Source organism: Aerococcaceae bacterium DSM 111021 (assembly GCA_020112395.1).
Lineage (GTDB): Bacteria > Bacillota > Bacilli > Lactobacillales > Aerococcaceae > Ruoffia.
Genome location: JACCEK010000002.1, coordinates 255546 through 272205, shown reverse-complemented (window position 1 = coordinate 272205; position 16660 = coordinate 255546). Strand labels below are relative to the sequence as shown.

At 36.1% G+C, this 16660-nt stretch carries 17 protein-coding genes; 15 read left to right on the top strand and 2 right to left on the bottom strand.

Features of this window, described 5'->3' with window-relative positions:
• Positions 1 to 164: 164 nt before the first annotated feature.
• The gene (locus tag HYQ40_07455) at positions 165 to 812 is read right to left on the bottom strand and encodes a hypothetical protein (protein MBZ6527614.1); all 648 of its coding nucleotides are present in this window, start codon (positions 810 to 812) and stop codon (positions 165 to 167) included.
• Positions 813 to 1004: 192 nt separating this feature from the next.
• Here HYQ40_07455 and HYQ40_07450 point away from each other — a divergent pair, with 192 nt between their 5' ends.
• Positions 1005 to 1433, top strand: a complete 429-nt coding sequence (locus HYQ40_07450) for a pyridoxamine 5'-phosphate oxidase family protein (GenBank protein ID MBZ6527613.1) — start codon at positions 1005 to 1007, stop codon at positions 1431 to 1433.
• Positions 1434 to 1476: 43 nt separating this feature from the next.
• On the opposite strand, the gene HYQ40_07445 is transcribed toward HYQ40_07450, so the two are convergent.
• Positions 1477 to 1965, bottom strand: a complete 489-nt coding sequence (locus HYQ40_07445; GenBank protein ID MBZ6527612.1) for a DUF1456 family protein — start codon at positions 1963 to 1965, stop codon at positions 1477 to 1479.
• A 100-nt stretch (positions 1966 to 2065) separates the two neighbouring features.
• Here HYQ40_07445 and HYQ40_07440 point away from each other — a divergent pair, with 100 nt between their 5' ends.
• The 14 genes from HYQ40_07440 to wecB all read left to right on the top strand — a co-directional run bounded on the left by HYQ40_07440 (position 2066) and on the right by wecB (position 16659).
• The gene (locus HYQ40_07440; protein ID MBZ6527611.1) at positions 2066 to 2944 is read left to right on the top strand and encodes an RluA family pseudouridine synthase; all 879 of its coding nucleotides are present in this window, start codon (positions 2066 to 2068) and stop codon (positions 2942 to 2944) included.
• A 528-nt stretch (positions 2945 to 3472) separates the two neighbouring features.
• Positions 3473 to 4297: an LCP family protein gene (locus HYQ40_07435; protein MBZ6527610.1), complete on the top strand. Its 825-nt coding sequence runs from the start codon at positions 3473 to 3475 to the stop codon at positions 4295 to 4297.
• Positions 4298 to 4786: 489 nt separating this feature from the next.
• Positions 4787 to 6640 (top strand): polysaccharide biosynthesis protein, encoded by a 1854-nt coding sequence (locus tag HYQ40_07430; GenBank protein ID MBZ6527609.1) that lies wholly within the window; start codon positions 4787 to 4789, stop codon positions 6638 to 6640.
• 22 nt (positions 6641 to 6662) lie between these two features.
• On the top strand, positions 6663 to 7400 hold the full coding sequence (locus HYQ40_07425; GenBank protein ID MBZ6527608.1) for an LPS chain length-determining protein: 738 nt from the start codon (positions 6663 to 6665) through the stop codon (positions 7398 to 7400).
• A gap of 1 nt (position 7401) precedes the next feature.
• Entirely contained in the window at positions 7402 to 8139 is a 738-nt protein-coding gene (locus HYQ40_07420; GenBank protein ID MBZ6527607.1) for a CpsD/CapB family tyrosine-protein kinase, read from the top strand.
• Positions 8136 to 8912: a hypothetical protein gene (locus tag HYQ40_07415; GenBank protein MBZ6527606.1), complete on the top strand. Its 777-nt coding sequence runs from the start codon at positions 8136 to 8138 to the stop codon at positions 8910 to 8912. Before HYQ40_07420 ends, HYQ40_07415 begins: the two co-directional genes overlap by 4 nt.
• A 20-nt stretch (positions 8913 to 8932) precedes the next feature.
• Complete coding sequence (locus tag HYQ40_07410; GenBank protein ID MBZ6527605.1) at positions 8933 to 10045, top strand: DegT/DnrJ/EryC1/StrS family aminotransferase; 1113 nt, start codon at positions 8933 to 8935, stop codon at positions 10043 to 10045.
• Between the two features lie 2 nt (positions 10046 to 10047).
• The gene (locus HYQ40_07405) at positions 10048 to 10656 is read left to right on the top strand and encodes a sugar transferase (protein ID MBZ6527604.1); all 609 of its coding nucleotides are present in this window, start codon (positions 10048 to 10050) and stop codon (positions 10654 to 10656) included.
• A 13-nt stretch (positions 10657 to 10669) separates the two neighbouring features.
• A complete protein-coding gene (locus HYQ40_07400) occupies positions 10670 to 11185 on the top strand; it encodes a GNAT family N-acetyltransferase (protein ID MBZ6527603.1) in 516 nt (171 codons plus the stop codon).
• 13 nt (positions 11186 to 11198) lie between these two features.
• A complete protein-coding gene (locus HYQ40_07395) occupies positions 11199 to 12179 on the top strand; it encodes an ATP-grasp domain-containing protein (GenBank protein MBZ6527602.1) in 981 nt (326 codons plus the stop codon).
• Positions 12179 to 13387, top strand: coding sequence for a glycosyltransferase family 4 protein (locus tag HYQ40_07390; GenBank protein MBZ6527601.1), 1209 nt, complete (start codon positions 12179 to 12181; stop codon positions 13385 to 13387). The genes HYQ40_07395 and HYQ40_07390 overlap by 1 nt, the downstream gene beginning before the upstream one ends.
• Before the next feature lie 3 nt (positions 13388 to 13390).
• Positions 13391 to 14407, top strand: a complete 1017-nt coding sequence (locus HYQ40_07385) for a polysaccharide biosynthesis protein (GenBank protein ID MBZ6527600.1) — start codon at positions 13391 to 13393, stop codon at positions 14405 to 14407.
• Position 14408: 1 nt separating this feature from the next.
• Positions 14409 to 15518, top strand: coding sequence for an SDR family oxidoreductase (locus tag HYQ40_07380; GenBank protein MBZ6527599.1), 1110 nt, complete (start codon positions 14409 to 14411; stop codon positions 15516 to 15518).
• Between the two features lie 4 nt (positions 15519 to 15522).
• Positions 15523 to 16659, top strand: coding sequence for a UDP-N-acetylglucosamine 2-epimerase (non-hydrolyzing) (gene wecB / locus HYQ40_07375; GenBank protein ID MBZ6527598.1), 1137 nt, complete (start codon positions 15523 to 15525; stop codon positions 16657 to 16659).
• Position 16660: the final 1 nt, after the last annotated feature.

The following is a 16660-nucleotide window of genomic DNA, read 5'->3' as shown; positions in this document are numbered from 1 at the left end:
GAGATTTATGAAATTTAAAAAAATTCTAGGCGGACCGTCATATGAAAACTGGTATGCCAGTCAAGTTCACGCTCCGGATTATCATAGAATCCACGACGACCTGCACCCGTAACCACGCAAAAAGCCCACTGTTAACTAAAACAGTGGGCTTTTTCAATTCAATTCTATTCACTCTCATCTGTTACTGATGAATTGTCATTAAAGTGGTTAGTACGTTGTGAGTAAGATGAAGCTTCATCTGGTAGAGACGACTCTTCTGGCGCAGAAGGTACCTCACTTGACGGCTCTTCATATGAAGAGCCAGGTTCTTCATAGACAGGCTCTTCGTATACAGGCTCTTCGTATACAGGTTCTTCATAAACCGGCTGTTCAACGACTGACTGTTGAGCGTTGTTGATCGCTTGTTGCACTGCAGTTGCGAATAAGTTAAAGTCGCTCACACCATCATAAGTTGGCAGACCGTATTCAATTGCCAAGTTATTCCAGTAAATTAACTCATCTTCTGTATAATCTAGCACTTCTTCCACCACTTCAATCGGTAAGTACACCATTAATTCAGGCGCTGGCACAAAGATTGCCATACCAAGTTGTACCTCATCTTCCGATTCCGTAACTACTTCAGAAACTTCTTCAGTCTCAACTGCTGATTCAGAATCTGTTTGTATTTCTACTTCTTCATTTTTATTATCATTTCCATCTTGGATGGGTTCGTGTACGTAGTCCTCTGTTTTTCCAGCTGGTGGTTCTGAGTCCAAGTACCCACACCCGCCTAATATAAATAAAGAACTAAATAAGATTAATTTTTTCAACATTCATCCCCCTATGGTCAGACCATATTCATTAATATATCTAATGTACAGTTATCGGTAATAAAAAGCAATATCCTCTTGAAAATATCATATTCTCTTCACATTTGTGTTACATTTCACACCTATAAAATATTTTTATAAAAGCGAATCCATGTGCTATAATTGAAAGGAATAAAGAGCGAAGGAGTGTTTAAATTGGAAGTAAATGATATTATGCAAATTTTAGAAAAAGATATGAAAGTGGCTGTCTTTGCAACTGTGGACACAAATGGAAAACCACATGCCAGACATGCCCATATCGGGGTTGCCAACGAACAGGGCGTCTTTTTCATGACTAGTCCAACGACAAATTTTTATCAGCAACTCGAAAACAATCCCAAAGTAGCAATCACAACAATGTCCGAAGATGGCTACCTCGTCCAAGTCATTCGAATCGAAGGAAAAGTGCGCCAAGTCGGGAAAGAGCGCCTGCAAGAACTCCTTGCCAACAATCCTTATGTCGAGCAAGTCTATCCAGATGACAATATCAGACAGGGCATGCAGGTGTTTCAGCTGTATGAAGGAGACGGATTCTATCATAGTATGTCACAAGGGCATAAGTATACATTCAAGATAGGCAAATAAAAAAGCCATCGCACTCATGTACGACGACCTGCAAACCTATACTTTAACGACGGAAATCAATCGCCAATCCTTTTAAGAAATTACGTACATAACGGTCGCCGCACGGTTTATAATTGCGGTGGCCTTCTTTGCGTAACACAGCGCTCAATTCACTATTAGAAATCTCAACACCAGCTTGGTCTAATATATCTAACATATCATCACTCGTTAATTTCAACGCAATCTTGACTTTCTTCAGCAACAAATTATTCGCATTCCCGGCGTTTAACTCTAATTTTGGCTCACTCGCGCCGTCTTTAGCTCCGCGTTGAGAGGTGATTAAACCGTTTAAAAAACGTTCAAACGCCTCATCACTCAACTCGCGAGTGTATTCATTGTCAGCCAGCTTATCATCTTTTGGTAACTTGTCTAAAAACTCGAGTAATTCATCTTTACTCACCGTTAAACCACCCAAAGAGAAGATGGTTAACATGTCGTCGTCTTTAATATCCAGCGCATAGCGCAAGCGTGTTAATCGATCATTGTTATTCATAATTTGCCTACCTTTCATCTTGTAGGGTGATTATACCAAACTTACGAGATAATTTCTGCTATACTATTATCAACAATAAGTTAAAGAAGAGGTGAGTTGAATGAACAAACATATGACCTATTACACAACCGAAGAAGCAACCGAATTACTCAAATTTATGATCGACGAATTAGCACCCAAAAGCCGTAACAATGTTAAATCCATGCTAGCGCGCGAGCAGTTCTTTGTCGATGGAAAAGCAGTCACACAATTTAATCATCCCTTGAAAAAAGGGCAAAAAGTCGGCGTTCTATCTAATGAAGGCGCGAAAAAGACCGCAGCGCTTGAAGGCGTGAAAATCTTACATGAAGACGATGATATTATAGTCATCCATAAAGATGTAGGGATTCTCTCAGTCGCTGGACAAGACCGAACACAAGACACAGCCTACCGCCAAGTCACAAAATACGTGCAAGAAGGTAACCGCCGAAACCGCATCTTCGTTGTGCACCGCCTTGATCGCGACACATCCGGCGTCATGATCTACGCCAAAACCGAACAAGTCAAAGAAAAGTTACAAGAAAACTGGCATTCAATTGTTAAAGAGCGGACATATACAGCGCTCGTTGAAGGTGTAGTCCGCAAACCCAAAGGCCGGATCGAATCGTGGTTGACTGAAAGTAAAACAATGAAAGTCTACTCAAATGATTACGATAACGGTGGTAAGCACGCGATTACCCACTACATAAAAAAACAAAACAGTGCCAACTATACACTGCTTGAAGTTGAACTCGAAACTGGACGCAAAAATCAAATCCGTGTTCATATGGAAGAGATAGGACACCCAGTTGCCGGTGATAAAAAATACGGTGCAAGAACGAATCCATTAAAGAGGCTTGGACTGCACGCAACAACCATTGCATTTACGCACCCAACAACAGGTAATTTAGTTCGTTATAGTTCGCCTGTTCCAAAGAGCTTTATGAAGTTGTCGAGATAAAGCAAAAGTCATCCGAAAATGTAGAGACCCCCTAAATCCGGACATGGATTTAGGGGGTCTCTACAAATGTGTCGGCATTTTTTTACTTGAGTGTTGTTTGTTAAAGAATCCGTGCGATTCTTTATAGTGTAAAGGTTGTTTCAGTGAAAGAAATGTTCAAGCACATAAAGCATTATTAAAGGTATATACTAGACTAAGTGTGAAGAAATTGTAAAACTACACTAATATAAAAGGTTTCACAGATTAATATATGAAGTTTACCCTTTATATTGTCCAAAATACTCAGTATAATCAGAGTATTCGCATAAAGGTGAATTTAAACACGAGACTGTAAAGTCTAGAGACAAAATTATATGATATAATTAATATATATAAAAATTACCTATAACCTAAAAATAAAGGGAAATTATCGAATTGAAAAATTAATACATATGTCGGTTTATTACCTTTATTAAATATATGTTTTAAGTATAATAGAATTAAAATTGAATTTACCATGGATAAACTATCCATAGAGGAGAAAAAGAAATGAAAAAATTTACACAGAACTTTTTAGTTATATTTTTTACAATCGCATTCACGTTGACTCCGAGTGTGTTTGTTGAGGCAGAAGACGTTGAGGAGTCAGACTCAGGACATCTATCCTTCTTGTTTCTTGGTGTTGATACGGGAGATTTAGATCGAGTAGACCAAGGGCGTTCAGATACGTTGATGGTATTGGATATAAATACAGAGACGAATCAAGGCGTATTAGCAAGTATACCCCGCGATGCTTATGTTGAAATCGAAGGCTACGGAATGGATAAAATTAATCATGCCTATGCATTCGGAGGATTGGAATTAAGTCTAGACACTGTTAATAGTTTCTTAGAGACAGAGATTAACGATTACGTTGTGGTGAATATGGGTGGGCTAAAAGAAATTATAGATGCGGTTGGAATCATTGAAGTGACACCACCTACATCATTCTCTATTGGCGGCTATTCGTTTACTGCTGGGGTGCCAGTTGAGTTAGATAGTGAGATGGCATTAGCGTATGCTAGAGAACGTTATACATCTGGCGGAGACTATGCGAGACAAGAGCGCCAACGTGAAATCGTTCAAGCAATTATTCAAAAAGTAGCATCGGTTGAGTCAATTATGAACTTTATCCCAATGTTCTCTGCCTTATCGAACAATATCGAGACCAACTTAACGTTGCCACAACTCTTCGAGCTATTCCAGTTGTATAATGCTGACATGAGTATCCAAGAATACCAATTAGAAGGTGCTGGCGAAATGATTGATGGCATCTATTATGACCAGATTAATAGCGATTCGTTAGCCGAACTAAAGGGGCTATTACATAATTAATTTGCCCAATAATTTTAAAGAGATACAACTTATTGCAAAAGCAGGAGCTCACTTAAAGAGTTCCTGCTTTTTTGTCACTCCAAAAAATACGCATGATAGAAAGTGCTATGTAAAGTTTATGTAAATTTTGGAGGATTTGAATAAATTGTGAAGAAATTGGGGTATAATCGAAATTATATTAATATTTTCAGATGTAGAATGAAAAAAATTCATATATTAAACATGAATTGTAAATTTGCAACGATATAAACGTTTTCAATGACTAATATATGACTATTCACCCTTTATCTTATTTCAAATACTCAGTATAATGAGAATAATCTCATGAATAATAGATTATTGACGGTATGAATAGATGTTGACTAGACAAGACAAGATTTTCTTGTAATAAAGCTGTAAGGATAAAAGCTCATTTCAACATCAAAATATCTTAATATTATGTTAAACTTATTAAGTAAATTAAAATAAATTATAAAGTTGGTGACTTGCGTGGAAAATCGAAGTTTATCCACTCGTTTTGTAAAGTGGATAGAAAATTTAAATAATTTTCAAAAATCAGCAGTATGGGTATTGTCGGACTTCTTATGCTTCTGTATCGGATCGGCAGCAGCTTATATCTTCTATACAGGGATGATTAATCCTCGGATTGAAGGCTACTTTATGTTTACCATGATTGCGTTCCTCATTAATATCGTTGTGAGTCGGGTATTTAATTTGAATACACGAATCAACCGATATAGTGGAATGCGGGACTTATTCTCATTATTTCTATCATTCTTATTAAGTGGGTCATTAAGTGGGTTAATCACTATTTTTTTTGACTTTATTATTGCCCTTCGTTATATGGTGCTTGCAGGGATACTGGCAGGGCTTGCAGCAGTAGGCCTAAGAGTATTATGGCAGAATATCTATCTGCTTAAAGACCGTCGAAGAACCAAGAATGGCGACACAATCAAACAAGTGATTGTGGTGGGTGCAGGGGACGGCGGCTCGCTCTTTGTTGAGAATCATAAGCGTCACCCCGAGGATATCGAAGTGGTTGCGATTCTAGATGAAGACACGAAAAAGCGTGGAAAAAATATCTCAGGGATAAAGGTAGCTGGAGACTTATCAAGTCTGAAAGAACTGTCAGAACGCTATGATATTGAAAAAGCAATCATTGCGATACCAAGTTTAACGCCTCAAGATTATGAGCGTATTATTACTGAATTAAACAAATATGACATTAAGCCGTTTAAGATGCCCAAAGTTGAAGATGTGATTACTGGAGTCTACCAAGTTGATCAAGGAACTAAGAAAGTTGAGATTGGAGACCTGCTAGGTCGTCAAGAAATCCAACTCAACGAAGATCGATTAAGAAGTGAGATAGAAGGTAAGACCATTGCGATCACCGGAGCCGGTGGATCAATCGGGTCAGAAATTACTCGTCAAATTAGTCGCTTTAATCCAAAGCGTGTCCTACTCATCGGACATGGTGAGAACTCAATCTATTTAATCTATCAAGAACTTCAACAATTAGATACAATGACTGAATTCGTTCCTGTGATTGCGGATGTTCAAGATTATGAACGCATCCTTCAACTATTCAAAGAAGAAGAAGTGGATATTGTCTATCACGCTGCAGCTCATAAGCATGTTCCTTTAATGGAATGGAATCCAGAAGAAGCCTTAAAGAATAATATTCTAGGGTCTTACAATGTAGCCCGAGCAGTTGATCAAGCTAAAGTCGGTAAGATGGTGATGATATCAACTGACAAGGCAGTTCGCCCACCCAATGTGATGGGAGCAACAAAACGTGTTGCTGAATTAATCGTAACAGGCATGAACAAACAAAGTGAATCCATCTTCTGTGCTGTTCGTTTTGGTAACGTACTAGGAAGTCGAGGAAGTGTGATCCCGCTATTTGAAAAGCAAATTGCGGCAGGTGGACCCGTAACAGTGACAGACTTTAGAATGACTCGTTACTTTATGACGATACCAGAAGCAAGCCGATTAGTAGTCTTTGCTGGTGCGCATGCAGAAGGTGGAGAAGTATTCATCTTGAATATGGGTGAGCCCGTGAAGATAGTGGATTTAGCACGTAAGTTAATTCTACTAAGTGGGCATACGGAGTCACAGATACCAATAGTAGAATCAGGTATTAGACCTGGTGAGAAGTTATATGAAGAATTACTAACATCAGGCGAAATGGTAGAAGACCAAATTGATGAGAATATCTTTATCGGTAAAGTGGTTGATACATCAATGAGTGAAACAATCGAATTTGTTGAAAGTCTACATGAATTGGATTCAAGACAATTAAAACAGGCTATTATTGAATTTGCGAATAATAGTGCTGAATAAAAAAGAGGTTAGTGGAGGATATATGGAACAAGAAATTAGTTTATTAGATTTATGGAATCTTTTTCGTAAGTACTTTGTGCGTATAGTTGGAATGACAGTGATTGGGGCAGCCTTAGCAATTGTCTTTATGATGTTGTTTGTTGACCGTGAGTACCAATCACAAGCTCAATTAATCGTGAACCAAAGTTCAGGCCAAGATACAGCGATACAATACAGTGAGATTCAATCGAATGTCTACTTAGTGAATACGTACCGTGATATTATTCAAGGTCAAGCAGTATTAGAAGCAGTCAATGATAACCTTGGTAATGTATTCACTACTGGTGAATTACGTGATGCGATTAGTGTGGAACAATCGCAAAACTCACAAGCATTCTATATCACGGCTACACTAGGGTCACCAACTGATGCACAAAATGTCGTGAACAACTTAGTGACTGAATTTGAAAACGCACTGAGAGAAGTCTACACAGACGATGTCTCAGGGGTCTATGTGATGTCATCAGCTTCATATAATCCAAATCCTACATCACCAAGTATCATAATGTATGGATTAATTGGAGGAATGTTAGGGTTTATTGTCATGGTAGGTATCGCATTAATTAGAGAATTAATGGATAATCGAGTTAAATCCGTGGACGACTTAACGAATATGGGCTTGATCCGCTTAGCAGAGATTAATGAATTGACGCCAAAACAAGTAAAAGACAACCGTTACCGTATTGAAACAACTGACAGACAAAGCAGAAGGAGAGTGTAACATGTTCGGACTCGGAAAAAATAAGTATAAAAGAAGTGAAAAAGAGCAACGTTTAGGCGCTCCTTTAGTGACGTATTATGAACCTAAGTCAATCATCTCAGAACAATACCGTACCCTTCGGACGAACTTAGAATTTGCTCAAGTCGGTAACCAAGTCAAGTCAATTGCGATTACGTCAAGTATGCCGATGGAAGGGAAGTCAACAACATCTGCCAACTTAGGTTATACGATGGGACAAACGGGTCGTAATGTCTTGATTGTAGATAGTGACTTACGTAAACCGACGGTTCATAGAACATTCAAGTTGAATAATGAGCAAGGCTTAACGACTTTACTAGCGAATCAAGAATTAAAGTTTAATCAAGTGGTTCAAAAGTCTAAAGAGTTAGGATTGTACTTCTTACCATCAGGACCGATTCCGCCCAACCCAGCGGAGTTGATTGCGTCACCGCAGATGTCGGCATTAATGGAAGAATTGGGTGAGAACTTTGATATGGTCATTTATGATACGCCTCCAGTCAACTCTGTTACAGATGCACAAATTATTTCGTCACGTGTAGATGGTGTGATTATGGTCGTACGTCAAGATTACGCACGTAAGGATCAAGTCAGAGAAGCGAAACAAGCTTTAGAGAATGTGAATGCGAATATACTTGGGGTTATCTTGAATAATGTTCCGTTTGAAGATGGTAAAGGTTATGGCTACTATGCCTATGGTTTAGAGGACGAAGAAGCATGATCATCGACTTACATTCTCATCTGATTCCTGGTGTGGATGATGGGGCTCAAACCATCGAACAATCCATTGAACTAGCCAGGCAAGCGGTTGATGAAGGTGTGGAACATATGGTTCTAACCCCTCATCACCGTAATGGTAAGTATATTAATTATAAGACAGATGTACTTGGAGCAGCGAATGCTCTTCAAGAAGCATATAACCAAGCTAACGTGAATCTAAAAGTCTATGCTTCCCAGGAAATTCGTCTAACCGACAAGTTCCTGGATGATTTGTATAATGGGGAATTATTATCGCTAGATGCAGCTGGAAAGTATTATCTGATTGAGTTTCCTTCAGACAGAGTACCTTCCAATGCCAAGCAAGTCTTACAAGAATTAATCGATGACGGTATTACCCCTGTGATTGCGCACCCTGAAAGAAACCATGAGTTATCCAGTAATCTACATCTGTTGTATGAACTAGTCCAGATGGGGTGTTTATCGCAAATTACAACATCAAGTTATTCAGGTTACTATGGTGAGACACTGGTCGCGAACAGTCAACAAATGATTCAACATAATCTAGCTCACATATTAGCTTCTGATGTCCATCATATGAAGCACAGACCGATGAATGTGCAAGTTGCCTTTAAGCGGTTAGAGAAAGAATACGGACAAGAAGCTGTCCAATACATTAAAGACAACGCACGAGATATCTTTAACGGAGATCCAGTGAAAAAAAGGAAACCGATAGAGCCAGAAAAACCTCATAAGAAGTGGTTTGGTTTATTTTAAAATAGTTTTAGGAGGATAAAATTATGGATAGAATCTTATTAGCATCACCTCACATGAGTGAACAAGGGTATGAAAAAGGCTTTATTAAAGAAGCTTTCGATACAAATTGGATTGCCCCACTTGGGAAAAACGTTGATTCTTTTGAAGAAGAGTTAGTTGATATGGTAGGAAGTAAACATGCAGCTGCCTTGTCATCAGGTACTGCAGCAATACATCTAGCACTAAAAGCAGTAGGCGTAGAAAAGGATGATATTGTATTCGTTCAATCATTAACGTTCTCAGCTACCGTCAATCCAATTATTTACCAACACGCTAAACCAGTCTTTATTGACTCGGCACCAGGGGATTGGAATATGGATCCAGAAAAGTTACGCGAAGCGTTTAAGAAATACAAACCTAAAGCTGTGATTGTAGTTCACCTCTACGGATTATCAGCACGTATTGATGAGATTAAAGCAATTTGTGAAGAACATAATGTTCCCTTAATTGAAGATGCTGCTGAAAGTCTAGGAACTATCTACAAAGATCAATGGACAGGAACATATGGCGATTATGGAATCTATTCATTTAATGGGAATAAGATAATTACAACTTCAGGTGGAGGGATGTTAGTTTCTGACAACAAAGAAGGTATAGAAAAAGCTCGATTCTGGGCAACTCAAGCTCGTGAGCAAGCTGTACATTACCAACATGAGGACATTGGATATAACTATCGACTAAGTAATGTACTTGCTGGTATTGGACGAGGTCAATTAATGGTACTGGAAGATAGAGTCGAGAAGAAACGTCAAATCTTCAATCGCTATGTAGAAGCCTTCAAGGATATTGAAGAGATAACATTCATTAAAGAAACAGAAAATGAACGAGCTAACTATTGGTTAAGTGCGATTATTTTAGAATCAAATACAATTACACCTACTATGATTATGGATGCCTTAAACAAAGAGAATATTGAATCACGACCAATATGGAAGCCAATGCATATGCAACCAGTATTTGAGCAATATGATGTTATTGGTGGCGAAGTATCTGAATCTTACTTTGAAAAGGGTCTATGTCTTCCAAGTGATACTAAGATGACTGAGGAAGAACAAGATAGAGTAATTGAGATTATTAAATTGATGTGGAGCTAAGGATGAAAGAAATGAATTTATTTTTAAAAAAAACACTGGACTTTCTTGGAAGTTTTTTTGGGATAGTTTTATTATCACCATTACTTTTAATTATTGCCATCATGATCAAAATAGATTCGAGCGGACCTATTTTTTTTAAACAGGATAGAATAGGAAAAGATGGAGTTACGTTTGAAATTATTAAGTTTAGGACGATGGTAACTAATGCCGAAAAATTGGGAGATGGACTAAGTATAAAAAGCAAGTCAGACTCAAGAATTACAAAAGTAGGTAGTTTCTTAAGAAACACTAGTTTGGACGAATTACCACAATTATTTAATGTGATAAAAGGCGATATGAGCTTAGTTGGTCCGCGTCCACCCGTAACTTATCATCCTTATAAAGGATTTGAAAACTACCCTAAATGGACTCAATCAAGGTTTAAAATGTTACCGGGGGTAACAGGCTTAGCGCAAATTACAGTTAGAAATTCAGTGAGTTGGGAAAAGAGAATAGAATGGGATGTAAAATATATTAATACATTCACATTTTTACTTGATATCAAAATAATAATTAAAACAATTTTGAAGTTGTTCAAATCAGAAGATATATACATGGATTATGATAAATAGTTAGGAGAAACTTATGATTAATGGAGAATTTATCTATTTAAGACCTATCATTAGGAATGATTTGAAGCATTTGAATGATTGGAAAAATGATGAAGAAACTTATAAGTTTCTTGGAGGAGGATTTATGCCTATCTCCATAGATCAGCAGGCCAACTGGTTAGATAATATGATGGATCTTACCGGAAATAATAAACGATATATAATTTGTACAAAATCAAAGGATGAACCAATTGGAATGATTGGGCTGTATGGAATAAATTGGATTCATAGAACCGCTGAGGTAGGGTTATATATTGGTAATAAAAATGAGCATAGAAAAGGTTACTCTAAAGAAGCTTATATGTTATTAGAGAAGTATTTAAAGGACTATTTAAATCTAAGAAAAATCAACTTAAATGTTGTAGATACAAATGTAAAAGCAAAACTGATGTGGGAAAATTATGGTTTCCAAGTTTGTGGGAAGTTAACGGAAGAAAGATTTATCGAAGGAAAATATTATGATTTATTAATAATGGAGAAATTTATTTAATAAAGGAGCAAACATGAATATATTAATATTAAGTGTAGGAACGAGAAACAAAATTGTTCAATACTTTAAAAAAGAGTTAGGCACTCAAGGAAAAGTTTTTGTGACTGATTGTAGTCCACTTGCTCCTGCATTATATGAAGCAGATGAGTATTTTTTAGTGCCACGGATTACGGAGCCAGGGTATATAAAAGAAATTTTAAAGATTTGTAAAGAAAATAATATTACGGGTGTCTTATCGTTAATAGATCCTGAATTGACTTTATTATCTGAAAACTATGACAAATTCAAAGAAATAGGTACAACACCTATAATATCTGATGCAGATATAGTTAGTTTATCTTTTGATAAATTTGAGTTTAGTAAATTTGTAACGAAATTAGGCTTTAACGCTGTAAAAAGTTATAAAGAATTTGATTCGTTCAAAGTAGACTATGAAGTAGGAGCGATAGATTTTCCGGTTTTTGTGAAGCCTATTACAGGAAGTGCCAGTATAAATATTAATAAAGTTACATCAATGGAACAGCTTGAAGACTTATTTAGTAGATATGATGACTTACTGATTCAAGAATTAATGGATGAGAAAGAATATGGGATTGATGTATATATTGATCTGATTTCTCAGGAACCAGTGAGCATTTTTATTAAAGAAAAATTAGCAATGAGAGCAGGAGAAACTGATAAATCCGTCTCTGTAAGAAATAAGAAACTATTTAACATTATCTTTAACTTTGTGAAAAAAGCAGGTTTCGAAGGTATTATTGATATTGATGTTTTTGAAAAAAATGGAGAGTTTTATATATCAGAAGTTAATCCGCGTTTTGGTGGAGGCTACCCCCATGCGTATGAGGTGGGAATTAACATACCGAAACAAATAATTAGTAATTTGAAGAAGGCTAAAAATGAAAAAATGTTTGAGTATGAACAAAATGTATTTATGATGAAGTTCAATGAAGTGAAAATTCAGAAAAAAAATGATAGTCGAGGTGTTAACTAGTGAAAGTTTTGTTCATATCGCTAGGAAGACTTGAGAATATTGATATGCCAGGAATTTACACAGATTTGATGAGAGAAATGCGTGATAATGGCCATGATGTATATGTTGTTTCGTCAAGAGAAAGACGTTTGAATCAATCGACGACATTAGAAAACCAATCAGGGATTCATATACTGAAAGTAAAAACAGGGAATATTAAAAATACGAACATTATTGAAAAAGGACTATCAACACTTTTAATAGAATATAACTTTCTAAAAGCAATAAAACATAATTTAGCTAATGTGAAGTTTGATCTCGTCTTGTACTCAACGCCACCTATTACCTTTGAAAAAGTTGTAACATATATTAAAAAAAGAGATAATGCCACTTCGTATTTACTATTAAAAGACATATTTCCACAGAATGCTGTGGATTTAAATATGTTTAAAGAAAATAGCTTGATACATTCTTTTTTTAAGAAAAAAGAAAAAAAATTATATGAGATATCTGATTATATAGGAACGATGTCACCAGCAAATAGTGATTATATACTCAGTAATAATCCTGAAATAGACCCTTCGACTATTGAGGTTTGTCCGAATACCATTACACCTATAGACATAAATATATCTATAGAAGAAAAAACCAGGTTACGAAAAAAATATAATATTCCAACTAATAAAATATTATATATTTATGGTGGTAACCTTGGAAAGCCACAAGGAATTGAGTTCTTAATCGAATGTTTAAAAAAGAACGAACAGAACACTGAAACATTCATATTGATAGTAGGTTCGGGGACAGAATTTAAAAAGTTAAAGAATTATTTTGATATCTATAAGCCGCAAAATTCAAAATTAATGAATGCACTTCCTAAAGAAGAATATGATACTCTAGCAAACTCTGCGGATGTTGGATTAATATTCTTGGATCATAAATTTACAATACCCAATTTCCCTTCAAGATTGCTATCGTATATGCAAGCATCATTACCTATAATTGCTGCAACTGATAAAAATACAGATATTGGTAAGATTATTGAAGAAAATAAAATGGGTTTTTGGAATGAAAGTACGGATGTAGAAGGCTTTAATGAAAAAATATTAAAGTTTACGGATAAATCTTTACGAGATAAATACGGTAGAAATGCTATAAATTATCTTAATGAAAATTACACAACAAAAATTGCTTTTGAAATAATAATGAATAGAATGAAAAGAGGATAATTTATGTTTGAAAATAAAATATTATTAATTACAGGTGGTACAGGATCATTTGGTAACGCAGTATTAAAACGTTTTTTGGATTCAGACTTTAAAGAAATACGTATTTTCTCTAGAGATGAAAAGAAACAAGATGATATGCGAAAGAAATATAATAATGACAAGATTAAATTCTATATTGGTGATGTCCGAGATATTAATAGCATCAAAGATGCCGTCCGTGATGTAGATTATATCTTCCACGCAGCAGCATTAAAACAAGTACCATCATGTGAATTCTTCCCTATGGAAGCTGTTAAAACGAATGTAATCGGGACAGATAATGTATTAACTGCTGCAATAGAAGCAGGAGTTAGTAATGTTGTATGTCTATCAACTGATAAGGCAGCTTACCCAATCAATGCAATGGGAACGTCTAAGGCAATGATGGAAAAAGTAATTGTAGCGAAAGCAAGAAACATCGACCCAGAGAAAACACGTATTAGTGCGACTCGTTATGGAAACGTTATGGCATCTCGTGGTAGTGTTATACCATTATTTATTGAACAAATTAAAGCTGGCAAGCCTCTTACATTAACCGCTGGTGACATGACTCGCTTTATGATGAGTTTAGATGAAGCAGTTGATTTGGTATTATTCGCATTTAACAATGCTGAGCAAGGTGATATTATGGTTCAAAAAGCTCCGGCAAGCACAATTAATACACTTATCCAAGCAATCGGTAAGATATTTAATGTAACACCAGAAGTTAAAGAAATTGGTATCCGTCACGGTGAAAAAATGTATGAATCATTATTAACAAAGGAAGAAGCAGTACGAGCATTCGATATGGGAGACTTCTACCGTGTACCATCGGATAAACGTGATTTGAACTACGATAAGTACTTTGATGAAGGTAACCCAACAGGATTACTAGATGAGTATAACTCAGATAACACTGAACAATTAACGGTAGATGAATTAGCAGAAAAATTATTAGAATTAGACGAAGTACAAGTTGAACTTGCAAATTGGGAGGGTTAAGATGAATATTCTCGTAACTGGAGCCAACGGTTTTGTAGGAAAAAACCTAGTTGCAACATTGGAGCAAAACGATGACTACCAAATCCTTAAAGTAACGCGTGAAACAGCTACTGATGAACTAAAGGAACTAGCAAAACAAGCTGACTTTATCTATCACTTAGCTGGAGTTAACCGTCCTGAAAAAGAGGAGGAATTCCATGAAGGGAATGTAGACTTTACTCAGACTTTATTAGACGCATTAATTGAAGCTGGAAATAAAGCTCCAATATTAATCACTTCATCAACTCAAGCAGCTAATGATTCATCTTACGGAAAAAGTAAAAAAGCTGGGGAAGACTTAGTGTTCCAATATGGAGCCGATAATGGTGTTGAAACCTATGTATACCGTTTGCCTAACCTATTTGGAAAATGGTCTAAACCAAATTATAATACTGTGATTGCTACATTTAGCCATAAGATTGCAAGGGACGAAGAAATAACAGTTAATGATCCAAATGTAAAATTAACATTAGTATATGTAGACGATTTAGTAGAGGAATTTGTAAGAGCACTTAATGATAATGGAACGAAAGATGGTAATTATTATCAAGTACCAGTGATTTATAAAGAAACACTAGGACATATTGCTGACCTACTTAAAGAATTTAAAGAGTCACGCAACACACGTGTTGTTTCTAATCTAGATGATGATTTTACACGTAAATTGTACAGTACTTACTTAAACTTTTTACCTACTGATCAATTTAGCTATCCTTTAGTAATGCATGAAGACCCACGTGGTTCTTTTACTGAATTTGTTAAATCACCCAATGCTGGTCAAGTATCAATTAATGTTTCTAAACCAGGGATTACAAAAGGTGAGCATTGGCATCATACTAAGAACGAAAAATTCTTAGTTGTATCAGGACAAGGTGTGGTTCGCTTTAGAGATTACTTCTCAAATGAAGTGATTGAATATGAAGTGTCAGGTGACAAGTTAGAAGTTGTTGATATCCCAACAGGTTATACACACTCTATAGTTAATAATGGTGAATCTGATATGGTAACCGTTATGTGGGTGAATGAAATGTTTGATCCTAATAATCCCGATACATTCTTTTTGGAGGTTTAATTAAATGAAAAAATTAAAAGTTATGACAGTTGTGGGAACACGACCAGAAATTATTCGATTATCAGCGGTTATTCAAAAATTAGAAGAATCTGACGCGATTGAACATATACTAGTACATACTGGCCAAAACTATGATTACGAATTAAACGAAGTGTTCTTTGAAGACTTTGGCTTAAGAAAACCCGACTACTTCTTAAATGCAGCAGGTAACTCACCAATGGCTACGGTTGGACAAATCCTAGCGAATATCGATCCGATTCTAGCTGAGGAAGCCCCAGATTCATTCTTAGTATTAGGTGATACAAATAGCTGTCTATGTGCGATTGCGGCGAAACGTCATCAAATACCTATCTTCCACATGGAAGCAGGAAACCGTTGTTTCGATCAACGTGTTCCAGAAGAAACAAACCGTAAGATTGTTGACCATACTGCAGACATCAACTTAACATATTCTGATATTGCTCGTGAGTACTTATTAGCAGAAGGTTTACCAGCAGATCAAATCGTTAAAACAGGAAGTCCAATGTTTGAAGTATTAAACAATAAGATGGATGATATAATGAATGCAGAAAGCTATACAAAGTTAGGCTTAGAAAAAGGTCAATACTTTGTTGTATCTGCTCACCGTGACGAGAATATTAACTCAGAACGTAACTTCATGAACTTAGTTGATTCATTGAACGAGATTGCAGAAGTATATCAGATGCCAGTCATCGTTAGTACGCACCCTAGAACACGTAATATGATTGAGGAAAAAGGTGTTGAGTTTAATGAGTTAGTTCAATTAATGAAACCAATGGGCTTCACTGACTATAACAACTTACAAGTAAACTCAAAAGCGGTTCTAAGTGATAGTGGTACGATTAGTGAAGAGTCTTCAATCCTTAAGTTTAAAGCACTGAACTTACGTGAAGCACATGAGCGTCCAGAAGCAATGGAGGAAGGTGCAGTAATGATGGTTGGGCTTGAGAAAGAAAGAATAATTCAAGGGCTAACAGTGTTAGATACACAAGAAGAAGATACGTTAAGATTAGTTGCTGATTATAGTATGCCGAATGTATCTGAGAAAGTATTACGAATAATTATTTCATATACTGACTATATAAACAGAATTGTCTGGAATAAAACAAAGGAAAAATAAA

Bases quoted from the DNA above. Each gene is read 5' to 3' on its own strand.
- wecB (MBZ6527598.1), top strand. From the start codon at position 15,523: ATGAAAAAATTAAAAGTTATGACAGTTGTGGGAACACGACCAGAAATT.
- HYQ40_07405 (MBZ6527604.1), top strand. From the start codon at position 10,048: ATGAAAGAAATGAATTTATTTTTAAAAAAAACACTGGACTTTCTTGGA.
- HYQ40_07395 (MBZ6527602.1), top strand. From the start codon at position 11,199: ATGAATATATTAATATTAAGTGTAGGAACGAGAAACAAAATTGTTCAA.
- HYQ40_07435 (MBZ6527610.1), top strand. From the start codon at position 3,473: ATGAAAAAATTTACACAGAACTTTTTAGTTATATTTTTTACAATCGCA.
- HYQ40_07455 (MBZ6527614.1), bottom strand. From the start codon at position 812: ATGTTGAAAAAATTAATCTTATTTAGTTCTTTATTTATATTAGGCGGG.
- HYQ40_07415 (MBZ6527606.1), top strand. From the start codon at position 8,136: ATGATCATCGACTTACATTCTCATCTGATTCCTGGTGTGGATGATGGG.
- HYQ40_07440 (MBZ6527611.1), top strand. From the start codon at position 2,066: ATGAACAAACATATGACCTATTACACAACCGAAGAAGCAACCGAATTA.
- HYQ40_07420 (MBZ6527607.1), top strand. From the start codon at position 7,402: ATGTTCGGACTCGGAAAAAATAAGTATAAAAGAAGTGAAAAAGAGCAA.
- HYQ40_07400 (MBZ6527603.1), top strand. From the start codon at position 10,670: ATGATTAATGGAGAATTTATCTATTTAAGACCTATCATTAGGAATGAT.
- HYQ40_07380 (MBZ6527599.1), top strand. From the start codon at position 14,409: ATGAATATTCTCGTAACTGGAGCCAACGGTTTTGTAGGAAAAAACCTA.
- HYQ40_07385 (MBZ6527600.1), top strand. From the start codon at position 13,391: ATGTTTGAAAATAAAATATTATTAATTACAGGTGGTACAGGATCATTT.
- HYQ40_07445 (MBZ6527612.1), bottom strand. From the start codon at position 1,965: ATGAATAACAATGATCGATTAACACGCTTGCGCTATGCGCTGGATATT.
- HYQ40_07425 (MBZ6527608.1), top strand. From the start codon at position 6,663: ATGGAACAAGAAATTAGTTTATTAGATTTATGGAATCTTTTTCGTAAG.